Source organism: Afipia massiliensis (assembly GCF_014203115.1).
Lineage (GTDB): Bacteria > Pseudomonadota > Alphaproteobacteria > Rhizobiales > Xanthobacteraceae > Afipia > Afipia massiliensis.
The window spans coordinates 1-20,936 of the sequence record NZ_JACHIJ010000012.1 but is presented as its reverse complement, the minus strand read 5'-3'; the positions used below and the strand labels follow the sequence as shown (position 1 = coordinate 20,936).

General features: G+C 57.2%; 7 protein-coding genes and 1 pseudogene. 6 read left to right on the top strand and 2 right to left on the bottom strand.

Annotated elements, in window-relative coordinates:
• Window positions 1-149: 149 nt before the first annotated feature.
• The 4 genes from HNQ36_RS25215 to HNQ36_RS25200 all read left to right on the top strand — a co-directional run bounded on the left by HNQ36_RS25215 (window position 150) and on the right by HNQ36_RS25200 (window position 5,539).
• Window positions 150-2,330 carry a type I secretion system permease/ATPase gene (locus HNQ36_RS25215; RefSeq protein WP_184090639.1) on the top strand — a complete coding sequence of 727 codons (2,181 nt, stop codon included), beginning with the start codon at window positions 150-152 and terminating at the stop codon, window positions 2,328-2,330.
• On the top strand, window positions 2,317-3,567 hold the full coding sequence (locus HNQ36_RS25210) for an HlyD family type I secretion periplasmic adaptor subunit (protein WP_184090567.1): 1,251 nt from the start codon (window positions 2,317-2,319) through the stop codon (window positions 3,565-3,567). Before HNQ36_RS25215 ends, HNQ36_RS25210 begins: the two co-directional genes overlap by 14 nt.
• Before the next feature lie 229 nt (window positions 3,568-3,796).
• A complete protein-coding gene (locus HNQ36_RS25205; protein WP_184090564.1) occupies window positions 3,797-4,873 on the top strand; it encodes a transglutaminase-like cysteine peptidase in 1,077 nt (358 codons plus the stop codon).
• Between the two features lie 267 nt (window positions 4,874-5,140).
• The gene (locus HNQ36_RS25200; RefSeq protein ID WP_184090561.1) at window positions 5,141-5,539 is read left to right on the top strand and encodes a hypothetical protein; all 399 of its coding nucleotides are present in this window, start codon (window positions 5,141-5,143) and stop codon (window positions 5,537-5,539) included.
• A gap of 93 nt (window positions 5,540-5,632) precedes the next feature.
• Here the strand turns inward: HNQ36_RS25200 and HNQ36_RS25195 are convergent, their stop codons facing one another.
• A complete protein-coding gene (locus HNQ36_RS25195; RefSeq protein WP_184090558.1) occupies window positions 5,633-18,241 on the bottom strand; it encodes a DUF5801 repeats-in-toxin domain-containing protein in 12,609 nt (4,202 codons plus the stop codon).
• Between the two features lie 250 nt (window positions 18,242-18,491).
• On the opposite strand from HNQ36_RS25195, the gene HNQ36_RS25190 reads away from it, so the two are divergent.
• Window positions 18,492-18,875 (top strand): hypothetical protein, encoded by a 384-nt coding sequence (locus HNQ36_RS25190; protein ID WP_184090555.1) that lies wholly within the window; start codon window positions 18,492-18,494, stop codon window positions 18,873-18,875.
• Between the two features lie 1,330 nt (window positions 18,876-20,205).
• Here the strand turns inward: HNQ36_RS25190 and HNQ36_RS25185 are convergent.
• Complete coding sequence (locus HNQ36_RS25185) at window positions 20,206-20,478, bottom strand: hypothetical protein (protein ID WP_184090552.1); 273 nt, start codon at window positions 20,476-20,478, stop codon at window positions 20,206-20,208.
• Between the two features lie 298 nt (window positions 20,479-20,776).
• On the opposite strand from HNQ36_RS25185, the pseudogene HNQ36_RS25180 reads away from it, so the two are divergent.
• A pseudogene (locus HNQ36_RS25180) lies at window positions 20,777-20,936 on the top strand (IS3 family transposase); the annotation flags it as partial.

Sequence of the window (20,936 nt, the reverse complement as noted above, 5' to 3'; positions counted from 1 at the left end):
GCCTAGACGGGGCGGTCGGCTATTAGGCTTAATTTTGGGTTTCCGCGCCTCGAGCAACCATCGATTTATAATGGCTAGATATTCCGTAGCCAGGACCACGATCATTGAAAACAGACGCGGGATCCAGGACCTCAGCGACGCCAGGTGGTATCGAAAGCGCCGACCACTTGAGAGATCCGCTTGCGGAGGCATTGATCTGCCTTGCGGCTTTTCATGGGCGCGCGATTAGCCGCGAGGCTCTGATAGCCGGCCTGCCGATCGTGAATGGCCGTTTGACCGCAGCACTCGTTGAACGTGCCGGCCTGCGAGCAGGGCTCGAAGTTGAGCCGGTAAAGCGCACCCTCGCCGACATCCCAGCACTGGTGCTACCCGTTTTGCTGGTGACCAAAGAAGGAGCGCCGTTAATTCTTAGCGCGGTCGATGAAGCTCGCCAAATGACCCGGGTCATCGACCCCGAGCGCCCCGAGACCGGCAGAGATTTAGCTATCGCTCAGCTTGCATCGATCTATTCGGGGTACGCATTTCTGATCAAACCGGCCGCAACCGCAGATGCCCGAACAGTTGCCGCCGGCGATCTTCCGCAAACCCACTGGTTCTGGTCAGTCGTCCGCCGGTTCGGCTCGAACTACGGACACGTTGCACTGGCGGCACTGCTCGTCAACATGCTCGCTCTTGCCGCGCCGCTATTTACGATGAACGTGTACGATCGCGTGGTGCCGAACGGCGCGATACCCTCGCTGGTCGCGCTTGCTGTCGGTCTTGGCCTCGCCATCGTTTTTGATTTCATCATCCGGATCGTTCGAAGCCGCATTATCGATCTGACCGGAAAAAAGATCGACGTCGTGCTGGCCGCAAACATCTTCGAACACATCCTCGCCGTGAAGATGGCGAACAGGCCAACGTCGGTTGGCATTCTCGCCAATCAAATGAGGGACTTCGACTCTGTTCGAGAGTTCTTTACGTCGGGAACGGTGGTGGCCGCCACAGACCTGATCTTCGCCGTCATCTTCATCGGCGTGCTCTTTGTTATCGCAGGTCCGCTAGCCTGGATACCGCTGCTCATGCTGCCGATCGTCATCGCAACCGGCTTCATCTTGCAACGCCCCCTGGATCGCGCCATGAAACGGCTGCAAGCCGAATCCGCAGCCCGGCATGGCGTGCTCATCGAATCGCTGTCGGGGATTGAAACGGTTCGCGCGACAGGCGCTGAATCGCGCATGCAGACGGCATGGGAACGATCCGTTGCGGCAACCGCTCGCTCTGGCGAAGACGTGCATTTCTGGTCCTCGCTGGCTCTGACCATTTCGAGCTCTGCCCAGCAGATCACCAGTATGTTGCTCGTCGTGATCGGCGTGTTTCTGATCCTCGACGGCAAAATCACGATGGGTGCGCTCATTGCCGCAAACATGCTGTCCGGCCGGGTGCTCGCTCCTATTTCCAGCCTCGCCTCGGTCATCACCCGGGCGACTCAAACCATAAGCGCTCTACGCTCTATCGACCGGCTGATGTCGCTGGAGCGCGAACGACCGCCAGGACGCGCATATGTCACCCGCAAAATTCAAAAAGGTGCGGTCAGTTTTGAGAACGTCAGCTTCCGCTATCCGGGAACCAAGGAAAATGCCCTTGAGAAAATCTCGTTCAAGATTGCGCCTGGAGAACGAGTGGCCATCATCGGCAGGGTGGGATCAGGGAAGACAACAGTCGGGCGCCTTTTGGCCGGATTCTATGACCCCCTTGAAGGCAGCATCGCCATCGACGGCATCGATTCCCGCCAGTATGACCCGGCAGATCTTCGCGCAGGTGTCGGCTTCGTCATGCAGGATACCGACCTGTTCTTCGGAAAGCTGCGCGACAACATAACACTCGGAAAGCCGTCAGCGACCGACGAAGAGGTTATCGAAGTCGCTCGTCTGTCCGGCGTCGAGCAATTCATAGCCGGCCATCCCCTCGGTTACGACATGCCGATCGCGGAGGGCGGACGAAGTCTCTCAGGCGGCCAAAAGCAGGCAATCGGCTTGGCGCGGGCCATGATCCGCAAGCCCAAGATCATTTTCATGGATGAGCCAACGGCACACTTCGATGTGCGCAGCGAAGCGGAATTTCTTGATCGCCTGAAGTCAATCGCGATGTCCGATATGACCATCATCGTTTCAACACACCGCCCTTCCTTATTGACGTTGGTCAATCGGATTTTGGTGTTTGAACGCGGCAAGCTCGTAGCCGACGGTCCCCGCGAGACTATTCTCGCCAATCTTCAAGCAAGCGCAAAGCGGCAAGCAGAAGCATCGAAATTTGCGCCTCCGGTCGTGAAATCAAATGCAGCAGTCTGATTTTGCTTTCGCAAACGATATTCGAGCCGCGGTGGAACTGCGCACCCCGCGCACGTCGCAGCTGGTTCTGCTCTGCACGCTGGCACTTTTCGTGGTCGGGATTATCTGGGCGCATTTTGCTGTCCTCGACGAAGTGAAGCGGGGTAACGGACGGGTGATCTCCTCTCGTCAAACCCAGGTTCTGCAAAGTCTCGAAGGCGGGCTCGTCCTGGAAATTCTCGTGCGGGAGGGCGATATCGTAAAGCAGGGCCAGGTGCTCATGCGGATTGACGATACGAAATTCTCAGCGGACCTTGGCGAGGTTAGAGAGCGGCTCGCTTCAAACGCCGCACGTGTCGCGCGCCTTCAGGCCGAAGTGACTGGTGCCGAAAAGCCCACGTTTTCCGACGAGCTTGTTAGAAGCGCGCCCCAGATCGTCGAAACCGAGCGAAACCTGTTTGCTGCCCGCGTGAAGAAAGTATCGCAGGACATCGACGTTCTGGCGCAACAGGAGACGCGGCTTGCGGGTTCGCTCAAACTGCTCAGCCGCGAAGTGGAAATCACCCGCAATCTGTATGCGCAGAAAGTAGTTCCCGAGATTGAGATGTTGCGCCTCGAACGTCAGGCCAGCGAAATACGCGGACAGCTGGCAGAAACGCAATCACGCATTACGAATATCAAGACGGCTTTCCGGTCGCAGGCGGAAGAAGATCTGGCCAAATCTCGTGGGGATCTGGCTGTACTGGAGGAGAATATCAAATCAGCTCAGGATCGCGTACGCCGCGCTGATCTCAAATCTCCAGTTAACGGCATCGTCAATAAACTGAACGTAACAACAGTCGGCGCCGTAGTTCAGCCGGGCGCAAACCTGATGGACATTGTTCCGCTTGATGACAGCCTTCTTGTCGAAGGACGGATTCGTCCGCAGGACATCGCGTTTATCCGGGCTGGGCAGGATGCCGTGGTCAAAATCACCGCATACGATTCTTCGGTCTACGGCTCTCTCAAGGGAAAGGTTGAACGTATCAGCGCAGATACGATTGCCGACGACAAACCCGAGCGGGGCGAAAAAGCAGAAACGTTCTATCGAGTCATGGTTCGGACAGACAAGAACCATCTGGGAACGGCCGAAACTCCGCTACCCATTATTCCCGGCATGGTCACGACCGTCGAAATCCTGACCGGCGCAAAATCCGTCCTCGATTATTTGGTGAAGCCGGCCCGGATGCTGCGCGATGAAGCTCTGCGTGAGCGCTAAGAATTCCGCAGAGTAACGAGATGTCAGCGTTAACGCTGTGTTACTCGATAAGTTGATTCAAATTCTAGCTATCTCATTTCCCCTCCTTCACCCTCCCACGCAGAATAGCCGCCCGAGTCGCAACCGCTTAACTCGGTTCTAGATGCTCCCGTTCAATGATCGCCCCATCACACGGGGACGGGATCAGCTCTAAAGTTGACCGACGCCCCCGGGATACAGGGGCGTTATCATGGTGAGTTTTCCAGCGGCGCATGCCGTCACAGGGGCAGTTATTTGCCTTGCGGTTTTAACAGCCAGTGCATTTCCGAGCGAGGCGGCATCAAAAGCCAAACCGCGGAAGCATATCTTTGACGATCTTGTAACGCCCTCAATGTTGACGCCACCCTCGCCGCCCGTCCGCGTTCAAGCGGAAGGCGCACACTTTTTTTCTATCAACAGTATTTTGGCAAAACTCGACGGCAAGCCCAAGACAGAACAACCGATCCGGCTGGCATCTGTCACAAATGACGATGTCCTGTCCGACGCATCGTCGGAATTGGTCGCTGCCGAATCAACCATACAGGCCACAAATGAGCCCTTCGGTCTGTTTACATTTCGCGCACCGGAAGGTGCGCTCTGGCGCAAATGGCGCGCATCGAAGGCTGAGATTTTCGCCGAACTTCAAACCGTCGAAGCCTGCAGATCGGACAGCTCCAAGTGTAGCGACGCAGCGCGCCGTTTCATCCTGATCGTCGATGAAGTCCAAAGCCGAAGCGGCACGGCACGAATTGAAACCGCCAATCGCCTCATCAATACCGCCATCCGCTATATGAGCGATCTCGCACAGCATGCTGCGATAGACGTGTGGTCGGCACCTCTGGCGTCACTCGGCACAGGCCGGGGCGATTGCGAGGACTACGCTATCGCTAAGTATATCGTTCTGCGGGAAGCAGGCGTTTCGGATCAAGATCTTCGTATCCTCTTGGTTCGCGATCGAAAGGCGCGTGAGGATCACGCTGTTCTCACTGTCAGAACCGGCGGCACATGGACAGTCCTTGACAATCGAAGCTCGGCATTGGCGCGCGACAGCGAACTGCTCCATTTCACCCCCCTCTTTGTACTCGACAATAGCGGGGTGAATCTCTTCGCATCGCCCTACCTCTCGCAGCGGCAAGACGGAGAGGCCAAGATGGTTGCTCCTGCATCCGAGGCTGTCGGCAGCGAAGGCGCCACGACAGAATGGGGACTCACCGTTGACACTAGCGGCGCCGAGACACCTATATCTGGCATCGGCTCGGGTGCGACGACCCTGCCAATTCTTATGTGACCCTGGCGCCAGACGCGGCAGAGCCTACGGCGCATCGACCGTTGCGATGGCGTGGCCATCATCGTGCACCTCGATCGCCCTTGAAGCTTCGGCTTGCGGCGCGATATGCTGTATCCTGGCGCCCAGCGAGCACTTTTGTGCTATGTTCCCATAAGTTTTCAGAGCCTCGGTGCAATTTTGCGTACCGATTCAGTCGAGCGGAATATCGTGGAAGCAGACGAGAGAATTTTGTTTCTAAGCAAGTTCCGCCGCACAGTCGGAGGCTGCGTGGCGAGCTTGGTCATCGTGGCCTGCGCAAGCTCTGACGTTCTGGCGCAGGTGCCCCTTGTGGAGCGCACCGCCAAAGGCCAGCCCGCGAAGGACATTCGGGTTGGGGTTTATCTCAACGTACAACCCGATTGCACTTCGGGCGTTTTGCCGACCATCCGCCTCGTTGGCCCGCCCGCGAACGGGGCCGTCAGCATCAAGCGCGGCAAGGTCAGCGCCACGAACTACAAGCAGTGCCTCGCCCTTGAAGTACCGGGCTTCATCGCTTTCTATCGTTCGAAAGCGGATTTTTCCGGCGTCGATGTCGTAACGATCGAAGTGAAATATCCTGGTGGCCGCACTGAGGTGCAGCGTATCAGCGTGACCGTGGGCGGCGGCCCTGCTGGACAGAAAATATAGGCTGCATGGATTCCCTTCTCTCTTTGCACATAGGAGAAAAAATCCGCCGAGATTACCTCGGCGGATTTTTGTTTACCGGATGTCCTCCGATCATCAAACCGTCGCGGATTGCACCGCGTGAGCAGCATCCTCATACATAATGGTGATAGCCGATGGCGTATTGGGCAGCGAGGTCGCCACCGTCACAAAGTTGGCGCCGTTGAGATTGCCGTCCACATCGACCTGAAGGGTCGTGCCCGTATGAGCGACATACTCACTAAGGCTGTGTCCGGCCGCGACCGAAAACAGCGCAGTCAGATCGACTTTGTCGCCTTCCGCGTTATTGAAGTCGTTGATAATGTCCGCCGCGGCAGTGTCGGTCAGCCTGAAGATGTCCGCACCCAAGCCGCCGGTCAGATTGTCCGCGCCGGGACCGCCGATCAGAATGTCGTTGCCGCCGTTTCCGAAAAGTGAGTCGATACCCAACCCTCCGATTAAAACGTTGGCAGCACCATCGCCGTTGAGCGTGTCGGCAAAATCAGACCCAATGATATGAGGGTTCGCGCCTGTTGAAGTGTACGTGTGCGAAGCACCAACCAGATCGGTTGAATGATTCTGAATACCGGAACCTGGCTGTACAAGCGTGATCCCAAGAGTGCTTGCGGCAGCATCGCCATCACCATCCACCACCAGGATTGGAACGTCGAGGCTGACTGGCGCAGTGGTTTGAACCGCCGCACCGAAGCCGGTGATTGCAAAGTCGTCGCCATCCTGATTGAGGAGTTCGAGGCTGTGGTATCCATCGGCCGTATAGGTCGCGATGGTCACATTGGTATCAAGGACACCAATGATCTTCGCTGCGTATTTGACCCCTGCTCCCGGGTCGACATCGACAAACTGGACATTGTAGGTCCGGTCGCCAAGACCACCGAGATTTCCGACTGTGAAGTTTGTCGCCGTAGTCCCGATGGCCGCAAAAGTGATGACTTCAGACTCACCGTCATAGTTGATGATGATCTTGTTGACGGAATCGAGAACTCCGTCGCCTACGACATTATTGGCGTCGGTCGCTACCGTTTCATCTCGTGCGGTAATCTGCAGAGTTGTGTTAGTAGAGCCGTCTCCAAATTTTATCGTGGCGCCATTTGTATTGTAGTGGTCGTCAAACACGTGGTCGCGATTCGGGAAGGGCGGAGGTGAGTTGTCATTGTAGCCGCCAGATCCGCCGGTGTCCCCGGTGAGATCAATCACGAAATCGAGTCGTAAACCCTCGCCAGCACCGATGTTCTGGCCGCCAGATCCGCCGCCTGCACCTGTAGAAGTCGCGTTGTTATTGACCGTATCGGCAGTTCCGACGGGCGTGATCAAAATATCGCGCGAATCGTCATTGACGGGCGTACCGCTATCCTTCTGGCCGGCAGGCACCAACGCTACCCAGGCCGTGTTGCCGCCGTCGAACTGGTAGGTGCCGTCGCTGAAATTCACCGTACTGACACTGTCAACAACTGCATTCATATCGACAGAGTAAGTTGCCGCCGCCGGATTGAGCGTAACGACAAATACCGACGCAAGCCCGGCCATAGCTGTCAGCGTTAGACCGTCACCGGACACCGTGTAAGTGATCGGCACGCCATTCGAGGTCAGCCCGCTCGAACTATCAAGCGACGCCGGGAATCTGACTGTTCCGGCGGCGTCGGCTCCATAATTATTGGCAAGCGTGTTATCGAAGTCGAGACCGAACGTCACCGGCGAACCGGCGCCGTTGGACATAACAGCGTAATCGGCAATTGCCGCCACGGGAACGTCGTCGATCACATTGATTGTGAAATTTGCGATCGGTTCGTCGTCGTTCAGATCGCCGTTATCCGTGACCTTGACCAGATTATTGAAGTTGATTCCGATAATGTTTTCGACATTGTCGGCCGCCGCAACGGTATGATGATCAAGATTGTCGAGCAGCGTGAACCGGTATTGACCAACGGCTGGCTGGTTCAGTTCGAGCGTGAAGACCGTTCGATCCGCACCGCTAAAGCCCGCTCCGCTGACTTCGACATAGCCCGTCAGCGTGCCGCCATTGACGTGGAACAGCACGGCTGCGCCATCCGAAGTGAGAGCGCCGCCTCCTGCCTTCGTAACCGGGCTGCCTTCGATGACCGAGTTTAACGAATAACTGAGCGTCCCTTCATTGCCGGTAAAGCTCAACGGCGGCGAGAATGTACCGGTGAACACGTTGATCGTGACATTTAGATTGCCGGCGGTGTCCTGGTCGTTGTTAGGCGCAAGCGACGCCGAACTGATATCGTCAATACCACCTGGCACGCCGTGCTCTTCTTCCACGAGGCCAACGATACTCCCCGTGATCGCAAGCGGCTGGTTGACGTTGACGACCGTGATGGCCTGAGAGTCTGTTGAGATATCGCCGTCGCCGTCCGTCGCCTTCAACGAGAAGGTGACATTCTCATTCGACGCGACCGAGTTCGCAACAAAGTGCCATTGCAAATCAGCATCGACGGTCAAGGTGCCTGCCGTCAGACCGTCTCCGGCACCAAATGTAACGGTGTTCGATCCGGCTGCAAGAGATAGCGTTTTCGTAACTGCTCCGACAGTGACGTCAATCGACGTCACACCATCCGCACCCGCCGCAAGTGTCCACGTCCCGTCGATTGTTTGAGTTTCGTTCACCGAATTTGGCGTATTGACGATATCGATATGCGGTACGTCGTCGGTGATGTCGACCAGGATGGTGCCGGTGGCGCTGTTGCCGTGGGCGTCAGTCACCGTGTAGCTGAAGCTGTCCTTGTCCTGCTCCGTGGTGACGCCGTTGTCCGCCGTCGTCCCGTCATAGGGCGTCGTCAGCGTATAGGTGTAGGTGCCGTCCGGATTCAGCACCAGGTTGCCATACGCACCATTGGCGCTGCTGGTCAGCGTATAGCTATACGGACCCGTGCCGCCCGCAGGTGTAATCGAACCCTCGAAGATCTCGCTGTCCGTTGCCGCGGCGCTGCCGATCACCGGCAGACCCGCCTCGTTCACCAGTGCATCTGTGTCGGACGCCGTCACCGTCACGTCCGCAAGATTGATGGTCAGCGTCGTCGTCGACAGATCGCCGTCGCCATCCTTCAGCGTGTACACGAACACGTCCGTCGTGTCCGACGCGATGTTGTTCGCCGTCGACTGATAGGTGTAGCTGCCGTCCGCGTTCAGATGCAGCGTGCCGTGCTGACCTGCGATGTCCGCGCCGACCCCGCCCGCAACAGGCGTTGTCGTGTCCGGCACCAGGCCCGCGGCCCGCACGCCGTCGATCGTCGCGCCGTCCGCGCCCGCCGTGTCGTTGAACAGAACACCCGTCGCCGCAACGCTCAACAGCGAGCCTTCCGTCACACTCCCCGTATCCAGAACCGCATGCGGTACGTCGTCGGTGATGTCGACCAGGATGGTGCCCGTGGTGCTGTTGCCGTGGGCGTCGGTCACCGTGTAGCTGAAGCTGTCCTTGTCCTGCTCCGTCGTGACACCGTTGTCCGCCGTCGCCCCGTCATAGGGCGTCGTCAGGGTGTAGGTGTAGGTTCCGTCCGCGTGCAGCACCAGGTTGCCGTAAGAACCGGTCGCCGAGCTAGTCAGCGTATAGGTATATGGGCCCGAACCATTGCCCGATGGCGTGATCGAACCATCGAAGATCTCGCTGTCCGTCGCCGCGGCGCTACCGATCACCGGCAGACCCGCTTCATTCACCAGCGCATCCGTATCGGACGCAACGACCGTAACGTTGTCGACGTTAATTGTCAGCGTCGTCGTCGAGGTATCGCCGTCACCGTCCTTGATCGTGTAGACAAAGGTATCGACCGCGTTCGAGCCCGTCGCATCCGGCTTGGCCGCGTAGGTATAGCCGCCGTCCGCGTTCAGCGTCAGGAAGCCCAGCGCGGTCTCGATCGCAACGCCGACGCCGCCGCTCACCGGCAACGACGTGTTGCTGCCCGCCGCAACGCCAACGATTGCGTTGACGCCAAAGCCGTCCGCGCCCGCCGTGTCCGCGCTCGCAATACCTGCCGTCGTGCCGACACCGGTCAGCACGTTGCCCGCCGCATCCGCGCCCTCGACAACGCTGTCCGCATCCGCAACTGCGATCGGCACGTCGTCGGTGACGTTGACGGTCAGGGTTTGCGGAACGGAATCGCCGTCGCCATCGAACGCCTTGATGCTGAAGTTGAATGTCGTCGGGTCCGCACCGACGCCGCCGTGATCGATGTTCTGGTACTGCACATAGACGTACTGTCCCTGGCCGCCTTCGTAGAGAGTGATGCTGAAGACCGGGTCGGTGTCCGGATCGCCGCCTTGCTTGTAGGCCACGATCTGCTCATTGCCGGGTGAATCTCCCGGGAAACGGATCACATACTCAAGGGGAATGCCATCGGCCGTCAGAGCTGGGCCGATCGGATTGGAGCCGCTGTCCTTCGCAAACTCAAGGTGCCTGTCAGCACCGCCATCGGCGCCCCATGTGATGTGGAGGAAGCCGAAATCGCTTTGCGCGGTACCGATCAAGCCCGGCTCGGGAACAGGATGTCTGTCGCTCGCAAGATTGCCTTCATCGACAGATACTGCGTCAGCCGCAGCAGTGATACTCGGGACGTCGTCGACGATGTTGACGGTGATAGTGCCGATGGCAGTGTTGCCGTTGGCGTCCGTAGCCCTGTACTGGAAGCTCTCCGCCACTTCGGTATTGGTGCTGTTATCGTCCGCCGGATTGGTGTCGAACGGTTTGGTCAGCGTATAGACATAGCTGCCGTCCGCCGCCACCTGGATACTTCCATACAGTCCAACCGTTACCGCGTTGCCGCCAGATACAAGCTCATAGCTCACAATCGCCGCGCTGCTCGTCGCGTTGAGCTGATTCGTTGCATCCGTCTCAAGCGGGCTTGAGGTACCGAGGCTGCCTGTGATCGTCCCGGCCGCGATGTCCGGAGCCGTGATCGACGTATCCAGCGCCGCTTCATACACTGTCACGTCGCTGTCGTTCGGCGCCGCGATCCCCGAATCCGTCAGGTTGATCGTCAGCGTTGTCGTCGATGTGTCGCCGTCACCGTCCTTGATCGTGTAGACAAACACGTCCGTCGCACCCGCAAGCGGCACAACATTCGGATTGCCGTCATACGAGTACGATCCATCTGCGTTCAGCGTCAGCTTGCCGTACGCGCCCGCAATCTGCGTCCCGGTCCCGGTCAGAACCGGCGTCGTCAGGTCCATCCCTGCCGCACGCACGCCGACAACGCCGCCCGCAGGAACCGTCAGCGTCGCACCGTCCGCGCCAAACAGGTCGTCAGTCCCGTCTGTCAGCACGTTGCCGCCGACAATCCCGCCCTCGGTCACGCTATTGGTATCCGCAACCGCGCTCGGCACGTCGTCGGTGACATTGATAGTCAGGGTTTGCGAAACGGAATCGCCGTCACCATCGAACGCTTTGATGGTGAAGTTGAACATCGTCGGATCGGCCCCGTCGCCGCCGTGATCGATGTTCTGGTATTGCACATAGGTGTAGAAGCCCTGCCCGCCTTCATAGAGAGTGATTCTGAACACCGGATCGGTATCTGGATCGCCGCCTTGCTTGTAGGCCACGATCTGCTCGTTACCGGGCGAATCTCCGGGGAAACGAATGACATATTCAAGCGGAATGCCATCGGCCGTCAGAGCGGGGCCGATCGGATTGGAGCCGCTGTCCTTCGCAAACTCAAGATGTCTGTCGGCACCGCTGTCGGCGCCCCATGTGATGTGGAGGAAGCCGGTGTTGCTCTGCGGGATGCCAACAAAACCCGGCTCGGGGACAGGATGTCTGTCGCTCGCAAGATTGCCTTCATCGACAGATACCGCGTCAGCCGCAGCAGTAATACTTGGCACGTCGTCGGTGATGTCCACCAGGATGGTGCCGGTGGTGCTGTTGCCGTGGGCGTCCGTCACCGTGTAGCTGAAGCTGTCCTTGTCCTGCTCGGTGGTGACGCCGTTGTTCGCCGTCGTCCCGTCGTACGGCGTGTCCAGCGTGTAGGTATAGGTGCCGTCCGCATTCAGCACCAGGTTGCCGTATGCACCATTGGCGCTGCTGGTCAGCGTATAGGTGTACGGACCCGTGCCGCCCGCCGGCGTGATCGACCCCTCGAAGATCTCGCTGTCCGTCGCCGCGGCGCTGCCGATCACCGGCAGACCCGCCTCGTTCACAACCGCATCCGTATCGGACGCCGTCACCGTCACGTCCGCGACGTTGATCGTCAGCGTTGTCGTCGACAGATCGCCGTCGCCGTCCTTGATGGTGTAGACAAACGTATCGACCGCGTTCGACGCGATGTTGTTCGCCGTCGACTGATAGGTGTAGCTGCCGTCCGCATTCAGATGCAGCGTGCCGTGCTGGCCCGTGATGTCCGTGCCGACCCCGCCCGCAACAGGCGTCGTCGTGTCAGGCACCAGGCCCACGGCCCGCACGCCATTAATCGAAGCGTCGTCCGCGCCCGCCGTGTCGTTGAACAGAACACCCGTCGCCGCAACACTCAGCAGCGAACCTTCCGACACGCTTCCCGTATCCAGAACCGCATGCGGCACGTCGTCGACCACCTTGACAATCAGACTGCTATTGGCCGGATCACCATCAACATCGGTCACCTGAACCGGAATGCTATCGAAGACCGAGTTTTCGCCATTGGCGCCTGGGCCGTGCGCGAGTGTGTTGTCGACCAATTGATAGGAGTAGCTGACAGTCCCCCCGACAAGATCAACAGCCGTAATTGTAAGTACGCCGTACGTTGTCGTGATCGGCGTGTTAAGATTCTGAACGACGCCGTCATGCACGACCAGCGTTCCACCGATGCTTACATCGTCGACGCCGTCGAGAGCCGCGAAACTGAAGGTCCCGCCCTGCGTCAGGGCTGCCGCGTTGGGGCTTGTTCCATCCGCCTCACCCATTCCGCGGGTCGAGGACAAATCATCTTCATCGACAGTCTTGTCGCCGCCGGTCGCCCCGATTCCGGAGATCGTCACACCGTGATCGCTGATGCTGATCGTGAGCGTCGCCGTAGAGTAATCCCCGTCGCCGTCCGTCAGCCGATAGGTGAACACGTCGTTGGCAACGACCGGCGAGCCGTTGAACCGCGTATAGGTGTAGCCACCATTTTCACTCAGGGTCAGCATGCCGTACTGGCCATTGATGACGAAGTTATGGTTCACATCCGTCGTCGTATCGGTACCGGCAAAACCCTGCACCTGCGTGATTTTCGCACCGTCGGTGCCGATCTTGTCGGCCACACCATCGGTGACATTGGAATCCGGACTAACTGCGATATCAACGCTCGTAATAACGTTGCCCGTCGCCGTCAGGGCCGCACCGTTCGCTGAATCAATATCGTTGACCGCGAGAGGGCCGTCGTCCTGGAAACTCAGCTTGATCGGCGTTTCAGAAACAGCAGCTACTGTATCGCCATCGGCATCGGTCAGATTCGCGGTGACGTGTATGAGATTTGTGGCAACAAAGGCGATGTCGTCATAAGCTGCAGCGGTGTTTCCATCGACATCATGTGCAATGGCCTGGAACTGCACCAGCCAGAGCTGGCCGGTCGGGTCGGCATAAGCAGCAAAAACCTTCGTGCCGCTGGCAAAATCGGCGCCCGTCACACCCCACAGGATTTGAGGATTTGTCGGATCGGAATAGAGCAGAATCGGCAGATTGCCGATCGTGGTCTTCAAACCACTATCGACACCGCTGAAAGTGCCGTTAGCCGTTGCTGTGGACAATTGATAAGCAACCGCCGGAGGTACATCTGCGCCAACCGAGAACGTGAACAGCGACGCAAGTGACGCCGGACCAACAGCGTGGCCGATTTCCGTGAGAGCGAGTCCGGAAATCCGGGTGCTGAGTAACGACGGCAAAGTCAAAGCTGTATCGTCGGCGTCGTTGGGATCCGGCGTATCATTCACAAGCACCGGACTGATCGTCTCGTCATGCCGGACTTCAAACGGCTTGAGAACAAGTGACTCACTCTCAGCGATGAGCACCGAGAAGGACTTGGCGCCGTCCACGACCTCGGTATTCACGCCGCCGGTATTGATTGTGACGCCATCATAATTTGCGATGATCAGCCGGCCAAAAGATGACGCGCCGGTGACCTCAATAACGTCATCGGCCTGTACTCCCTCGAGCAGATAGCCGATCAAGGTGGTGCCATCTGCCGCGTAGACGGATGTCAGCGCCGCGGGATTGCCGTCAACCGTCACGCCCGAGATCGCAACGAATGCATTGTTGTCGAGGTTTGCGGTCGTCGAATCATTGTCCTCACCCACGGGCACGCTGGACAATTGAAGAAACAGCGAAGCCGGTCCTTGTGAGACCTGAGGTACCGTAAACGTCAGCGAATTGACGGAATAGTGATCGGTCGCGGTATAAGTTGTGTTGGTATTGTTGCCAGTAGCGACGCCATGATGCACGAAGTCGATGCGCAGATATTCCTCGGCGCTGTTATTGTCCTTGCCATTGATATTCTGCCCCTGCCCCACACCAATATCGTTGGCCGTGTTGACCTCATCGATAACATTTCCTGTTCTCGCGCTGAGAAGGATATCCTTGTCACCTACACCATCGAGAACCTTGAATCGGTCGTGCCCTGCCGGGACGCCATCAAGGGTATAGGAGGTCGTTTCCAACGTCGTTTCCGCAGGCTTAGCCGCGACGACCGGAATGTCGTCGTAAACCTGGATTGTGAAGGTGCCGGCCGCCAGCGCAACAGGATCATTGTCGCCGTCCGTCGCGACAATGAAAGAAGACAAATCGATTCCATTACCGGACAGCAGATTCTCGCTGTTATCGCCAGCGATACCGTTCAGCGTCGGATGATCGACCTGATCCTTCAGTATGAAGACGTAATTGCCCGACGCATCGACAATCAGCGTAAAGACCTCGCGGTCCTCCGCTCCGAAGCCGGACCCTGCGATGCCGCCTTCGACATAGCCGTGCAACGTGCCGCCGCTCGAAACGATCAGGACATCCTGCCCTTGTGAATTCAGGCCGGAATCCGTTGGCGCTTGAGTTTTAAGAGAAAAACCATTCGCGCCGGGTCCATCAGCGCCAAAATTGACGAGGACGCCGAGCGAGCCGGTTGCGGTTGCAGAATTCGTTCCGGCGGTTTCGCTTGGCAACAATGGACTATGATCAGGATTGCTGTCCGAAACGGCACCGTGAAGCCCGTCTTCGTCAACAAAATCCTGGACAGTCTTTCCCGGAGCAAGTTGCGGCCCATCATCGTTGAATCGAATCTTGCCAGAGACGTCGGCCGATGCGGAGGCTGTGTCGCCGTCGCCATCCTTGATGGTCACGGTCGCAAGAACGGTGTTGGCGGCAAGCGCAACCTGATCGTTGGGATTGAGGCCATCCATATTGTGCTGCAACGACAGATATTCGACGACCGATACCTTCCCCGTGGCAGGATCGATCGCGATCGCGAAAGCAGCCTGGCCACCGTAGGTACCGTTGCCGTCAACACGGCCAATAATCAGGTCGTTGCCGTCGACGTTCTCAACAAAGAGGCTGATGGTGGTGCCGTCGGTGATCTTCAATCCGGACGGGACTCCATCGGCATCCGCTCCATTCAGCGTAAGCGAATAAACTGTCGCATCAGCCGGCGCTGGACCATCCACGCCAAAATACGACAGGACGGCAAGAGCCGGCGTATTGTTGGTGGCGAACGCAAGCGGTTGTCCGCCGTTGTCCGGATCGTGTCCGACATTCACGACGTTGGTGAATACCGGCAGCGACCCCGTAACATCATTGTTCTGGTTACCGGGCGTTTCGTCAACGGTTACACCAAAGCCGAACTTGACCGCCGCGGTAACAAGCGGGCCATCATCCTCGAACCTGATATCATCGGATATATCCGCAGATGCAGACGCAGTATCACCATCCCCGTCCGTGACAGTGACGGTCGCCTTTATGTTGCCCAGCGCATCAGCGAGCGACACATACTCGTCGGAATCCGCGCCAACGTCCGGGCTTGGGTGAAACAACGAAACGTATTGAACAACCGAAACCACGCCGGTTGTCGGATTAATCGAGATTGCAAAAGCCGCAGGATCGCTGCCCGTATTGGTGACGTCGGAGCCCGCGTCACCGCCATCGTAGCGGCCGACGATCAGGCCGTTTTCGACAAACAGGAAAATGGAATTACCGCTGGTCGTCTGGATTCCGGAATCAATCGGACCCGTCACAGATTGGTCGCCTGGATCGGTCAGCGTTAGCGAGAACACGTTCGCATGCGAGGCGGACGGCCCATCGGTGCCATAGTCGACACCACCGACAACGAGCGCCGATCCACTGCTGCGTGCATAGCCGATCGGCAAGCCAAACGGAACGTCCAAGTCGTGGCCCGGATTGCTTACGCCATTAAAGACCGACGTAAAAAGAATGTCGTTGTCATCGCCAAAAGGCGGGCTCTGAAGCAACAACGTCTCATCGTGAGTGACGCCGAAGGATCCGTTGGCGCTGGCGGTAACGCTTGGACCATCGTCTTCGATCGAAATCGAGAGAGCCGACTGTGATGTCGTCGTCGCAACGTCGCCGTCGCCGTCCGTCAGGCTGTGGGAGACAAAAATTCCCCCTGCCTGCCCAACCAGCAGGGAGACGGGGTCGTCATGATCCGCCGGTGTAGATCCCGCGACATCGTGACGGATCGCCAGGTATTGCTCGACAGTGACCGCGCCCGTGTCCGGATCGATAGTGAATCGCATCGCGAGATGGTCGTCAGAATTTCCGAGAATTCCATCGGCTCCGGCGATTACGCCGTTGATCTGTGCATCGGAGACTTTTTGGAGGTAGATCGAGTCGTCTGGATACAGATTGAAAGCATCCGTAACGGAAAGGTTCGTCGCAATCGGCGTTGCCCCAACGCTAACGACGTTCCCGCTGCCATCCTTCAGCGCAAGATCGAACGAATGCGCGGATTCGCCATCGGCGCCCGCATGATCGACAAATAACCCGGCAATAGAGCCTGCATCGATGACCGCAGATCCTATCGGCGAACCAACTCCCGTGTCATCCAATTGCGGAGCGGTATTTGGATCAAGCGGATTTGCGTCGACGGACTCATCCAAAATAATAGAAGCCGGCGGAATGTTCGCAGTCGGAACGACTGTCGGAACATCATCGTCGACATTAATCGTCAGCAGCGCGCTTGTGCGGTCGCCATCGCCGTCGGTCACAGTGTAGGTAAACGCCAGATTTAAGTTGTCTTCCCATGCCGTTGCGGTGCTCCCATCAGCACCGTCAGTGTGCAATGGGTGAGCAAGCGGCGTGAACGCCGTGTAGACGTAATTACCGCTGGCATCGACGGTTAGGGTGAAAACCGGATCGTGCCCGTTGGCGCCATCAAAGTGGCTGCTTGTTCCGGTTAACGTACCACCACCTGAACCGTCAGGTGTCCACATCAACGATACGTTCTCGGGAGAGCCAGTGCCCGATCCATCGACGTAGATTGCCTGCAGGACTGGGGTAGAGCCGTCGTCGGCGGTCACAACCAAATGCGGCAAGCCATCAAGTCCCGTGAAAGCAACAGCCTTCAGACCATCTGCGCCAGGATGAATATCGAGGATGCCGGATGCAGTCTTGCCTGAACCATTGTCCCCCGGCCCGGCCTGAATTCCATCGGATTGATCTTCGTCGTCGATGACTTGCGCAAAGAACTCTGGTCCGTCGAAGCTTCCCGGCTTGGTATCAAACGCCTCCGGCGTATCGTCGTTGATCTCCAGCAGCAACTTGCCATCAGTTGGTGTGCCGTTCCCGTCAACAACGGTGAACGTCAACTCGAACGTGTCACTCGTTTCATTGTTGTCAGCAAGAGCATCCGTATGATGATGCAAGGCGTGGAGCAGCGTCGTCTCGTATTCGCCTGTCGTCGGGTTAGTGACAACGATTTTGAAAACGTCATTGGTGCCGTCGTTCGCCAACAACGTATGTGTTGCCTGATCCCATGAGAACGTAACGGTAATGCCATTGATGACTTGGCTCTTTCCGTCCATGGCGGCGAAACTGATGTCGCCCGGTCCATCGGCGCCAAAATTATGAGTCAGAACACCGGTAAATGACGCAGGCGCTACAATGTCGTTGACGCCGCCGGGGTTGCCGCCAGCACCGGAAATTTCGTCTTCATCGAGAGCAAGCGCATCTGCACCCGCGGTGGGTGTGTCATCAATCAGCAAGGGAGTGAGCAGATTGGTAATGACAAAATTCGGCAGTTCTTCCTGACCGAGGAGAGGAAGCGGACCGGGCAGCGCCAGCGGATCGACGCCAACGCTGGAGAAGTTCGCGCCCGATGCTTGGGCGTTACCGGCTTCCCCGGCTGCGGGTAAAACCGATTGATCTTCCGTAACCGGAAACAGCGTCGCGAATTCTGCACCCGTTAAATCGCGACCGGGAGAAACTTCAAGCGTGATTGAATCAAGCGGCTTTCCAGTTGAATCAAAAAAAGGCTCAAGCGTAACTGTCGACTTGTTGTCGAAAAGAATGATGAGTTTCTCGCCGATATGAACCAGCGTGATCTTTTCGCTCGCGATTGCCGAGAGATCGGCCTTGACGCTTCCGTCGTAGCTCAATGGCACCACGACAGACTGTTCGCCAAAGGGCTTCGATATTTTTACGACGCGAGCGGGGAGCTTGCCTGTGGATTGGCCTGCAATATTGGCTTGCGCAACCTGGAAAGGTCCATTCATGACACGCCTCAAAAAAAATACTGAAAATAAAAATCGACCCTTAACGGGTGCATTAACAATTTCTTAAGAAACATCCTCCCTTTCAAATGGTTGGGGGTCAAGGAGCCTCTATGGTAAATCAGTAGTTACTGGGAGCTGTGGTTAAACCGACACGGTTGAGGTTTCCTTGCGTAGGAAGCGCGCTCAGGATTGACCCCACTTGCCCCCCTTGCTTCACTAAGTCATTGTTTTTTTCATATTGGGGGCTGTTATGGGCACCAAATTGCTCAACCTTTTCAAGGCTGCTGCCGTTCTAGGTATCGCGTTGAGCTCCGGTCCCTTGACCGCGACGGCGGCGGACCTCGGTTTGATGCTGCCGCCAGGTACGGCGCCGGGCGGCTGCTCAGAGATTGTTCTGACCTGCGAGAATGGCCGCGATTATCCAATTTGCCCTATTGCGGTGAGCGCAGCAGGCGAACTGGTGACAGCCAGGCTTTATACTGCGCCGCACAATGCGACCTACGTCCGGCTGGTGCCAATGGGGGTGGGCTATCGCTACGCAGGCAAGGGCATTTGGCTCGATGGCCTGCGCGGGAACGCGCAACTCAATTTCGGCAACCACAGCTCTGTCGCCTGCTCAGTTTCGCTATCCTGAGCAGGGAATTGAATAAGCATTCTCGGAGCGTTGAGTAGTTGAGGGTCGCTGCCGGATTAAGCCCACCCAGATCCAGTGCTTCTGTGCAATCTACCTCACGCGGGATGACGCTCGGCGCCACCTCACTGTCGGCGAAGTAGCCTTCAGAAAAACAGCTCAGACCAGTTCAACTCTTCGTCCGCAAACCTGTGCGGGATGAAGGCCGCGAGAACATGTAGGCCTTCGGATGAACATAGACCGGGCAGTGATCATACCAACTGTACTGTTGCCAGTTCCACTTCCAGCAACCTGAAGCAATTGCCGGGTCGTAACTATAACCAAATCCCGGCCAACGAGGTTCGTCGCCGAAAGCCTGAGCGCCATTAGCCGGCAAGAGGACCAGCAAGAACGCGCCTAACACCGCTCCCTTGAAAACTGCTCTGACCATAGCGACCTCGAAATACTAATGCAGGTATAGCCTCAGCGTGCCAAACCCAATGTCTCTCGGCAAGTCATTTGATGAGGCTGGAAAGTCATTGAATTGGGCTAGGCGAGTATTTGACGGTTTTTGGCAATGCCTTCTCGCCGAACACAGTATTGATCTCGATCGATAAAGACGGGCGATAAGCGTTCATTCGGATATGTCCGACCTCCTCCAGAAACTTCCCATTGCTACGCGCTCGGTCGATACCGCACGCTCAGAAAGCGATAGATTACCCACACCAATGCCAGAAAGCGACAGCGACAAGTGAGGCTGGGAGAAATCTCCAGATGACGAGTTCTCTCCGATCAACTTTTTGTCCAACCGCGCTCAACTTACGGCTATTGAAGGCACTCGATCAGATCGCAGATGTTGAGCTGCGCGAAGGAATCGTTAGGCTCGTCAAAATTGCAAGCTTTCAAAAATATGAGATACGCGAATCGGATCAACCGCCGAGATCAGGGACGAGTGAGGCTGCTGGATCACAATCATGGGCTTGAAGATGGGCGACTGGTGCTATGGAGTTACCTGCTCTAATTGCCAGCAGGCAAATGGTATATTTGAGCGCCACCCGACGGACCCTCGAACGATCAAAATTGAAAGCGATACCATCTTCAAAATGACATGCGTGGGTTGCCGTCACTCCGATGACTATCTCGGATATGAAATACGTTTCGTTCGTGCAGCGTATGTCCTTTGAGCTAAAGAAACGATCGGGTGCTCCAACGATCCTTCTTTCATAATTTCTATCGTGAATCTTTTCGTCGGAGGTGTGGTCTGAGCTGGCGCTGCAATTTTAGGCGTCAAGCTTCTTGAGCCGTTACATAAAAAACGGCGCGCTCGATAGGCGCGCCGTTTCGCAATCATATTTTAACAGCGGCCCTGCTTCCAAAGTCCTGGGGGACAACCGCGGCCGCGCCACCCGACTTTGCGTCCTCGGTTCCAGCCATGGTGCTTGAAGCCGCGCGATTTGCCCCAACCATGCCCTTTGCCTCGACCGTGACCGCCTTTGATTTCAACAACATCAGACGCGACGGCGTGACCAGTTAGCAAGTCATGCAAATTGCCAGGCAGCGCGGACGCCTGCGGCGAAGCAAACGTGACGGGTAAGACAAAGGCCAGACTGAACAGAATTTTCTTCATGTCGTGCTCCTCTCGAATTCCGACCGCCGGCAAGGAATGATCCACATGACGACAACGGGTATCCTCACGGTGAGTGCCTGAACGGAAGATGAAGGAACTTTCGTGTGGAATGTGGATCTGTCGGTCGAATCCGACAGACGCACGTTCCTAGCGACACGATGATTCCATCGGGCAGCAAAACTATCTGAACGAGTCTAGTTTTTTGACGTGTGTTCGGCGTCAGCACCAATGAGACAGAATTGGGCTAATTGAGAGAGGAGGTTTTCTGGGTCATCGTAGCCTTTCAAAGGAACGGACGATGAGACAGAAAACGGAAGCGACAAAGCGGTCGGCGGAGAAGGTCATCAAGGACATCCGCCGGGTGACCCGTAAGCAGTATGGCGCGGAGGAGAAGATCCGCATCGTGCTGGATGGGTTGCGCGGCGAAGAGTCGATCGCGGCGCTGTGCCGGCGCGAGG

Coding starts and splice junctions, on each gene's coding strand:
- HNQ36_RS25210 (WP_184090567.1), top strand. CDS start 2,317: ATGCAGCAGTCTGATTTTGCTTTCGCAAACGATATTCGAGCCGCGGTG.
- HNQ36_RS25205 (WP_184090564.1), top strand. CDS start 3,797: ATGGTGAGTTTTCCAGCGGCGCATGCCGTCACAGGGGCAGTTATTTGC.
- HNQ36_RS25195 (WP_184090558.1), bottom strand. CDS start 18,241: ATGAATGGACCTTTCCAGGTTGCGCAAGCCAATATTGCAGGCCAATCC.
- HNQ36_RS25190 (WP_184090555.1), top strand. CDS start 18,492: ATGGGCACCAAATTGCTCAACCTTTTCAAGGCTGCTGCCGTTCTAGGT.
- HNQ36_RS25185 (WP_184090552.1), bottom strand. CDS start 20,478: ATGAAGAAAATTCTGTTCAGTCTGGCCTTTGTCTTACCCGTCACGTTT.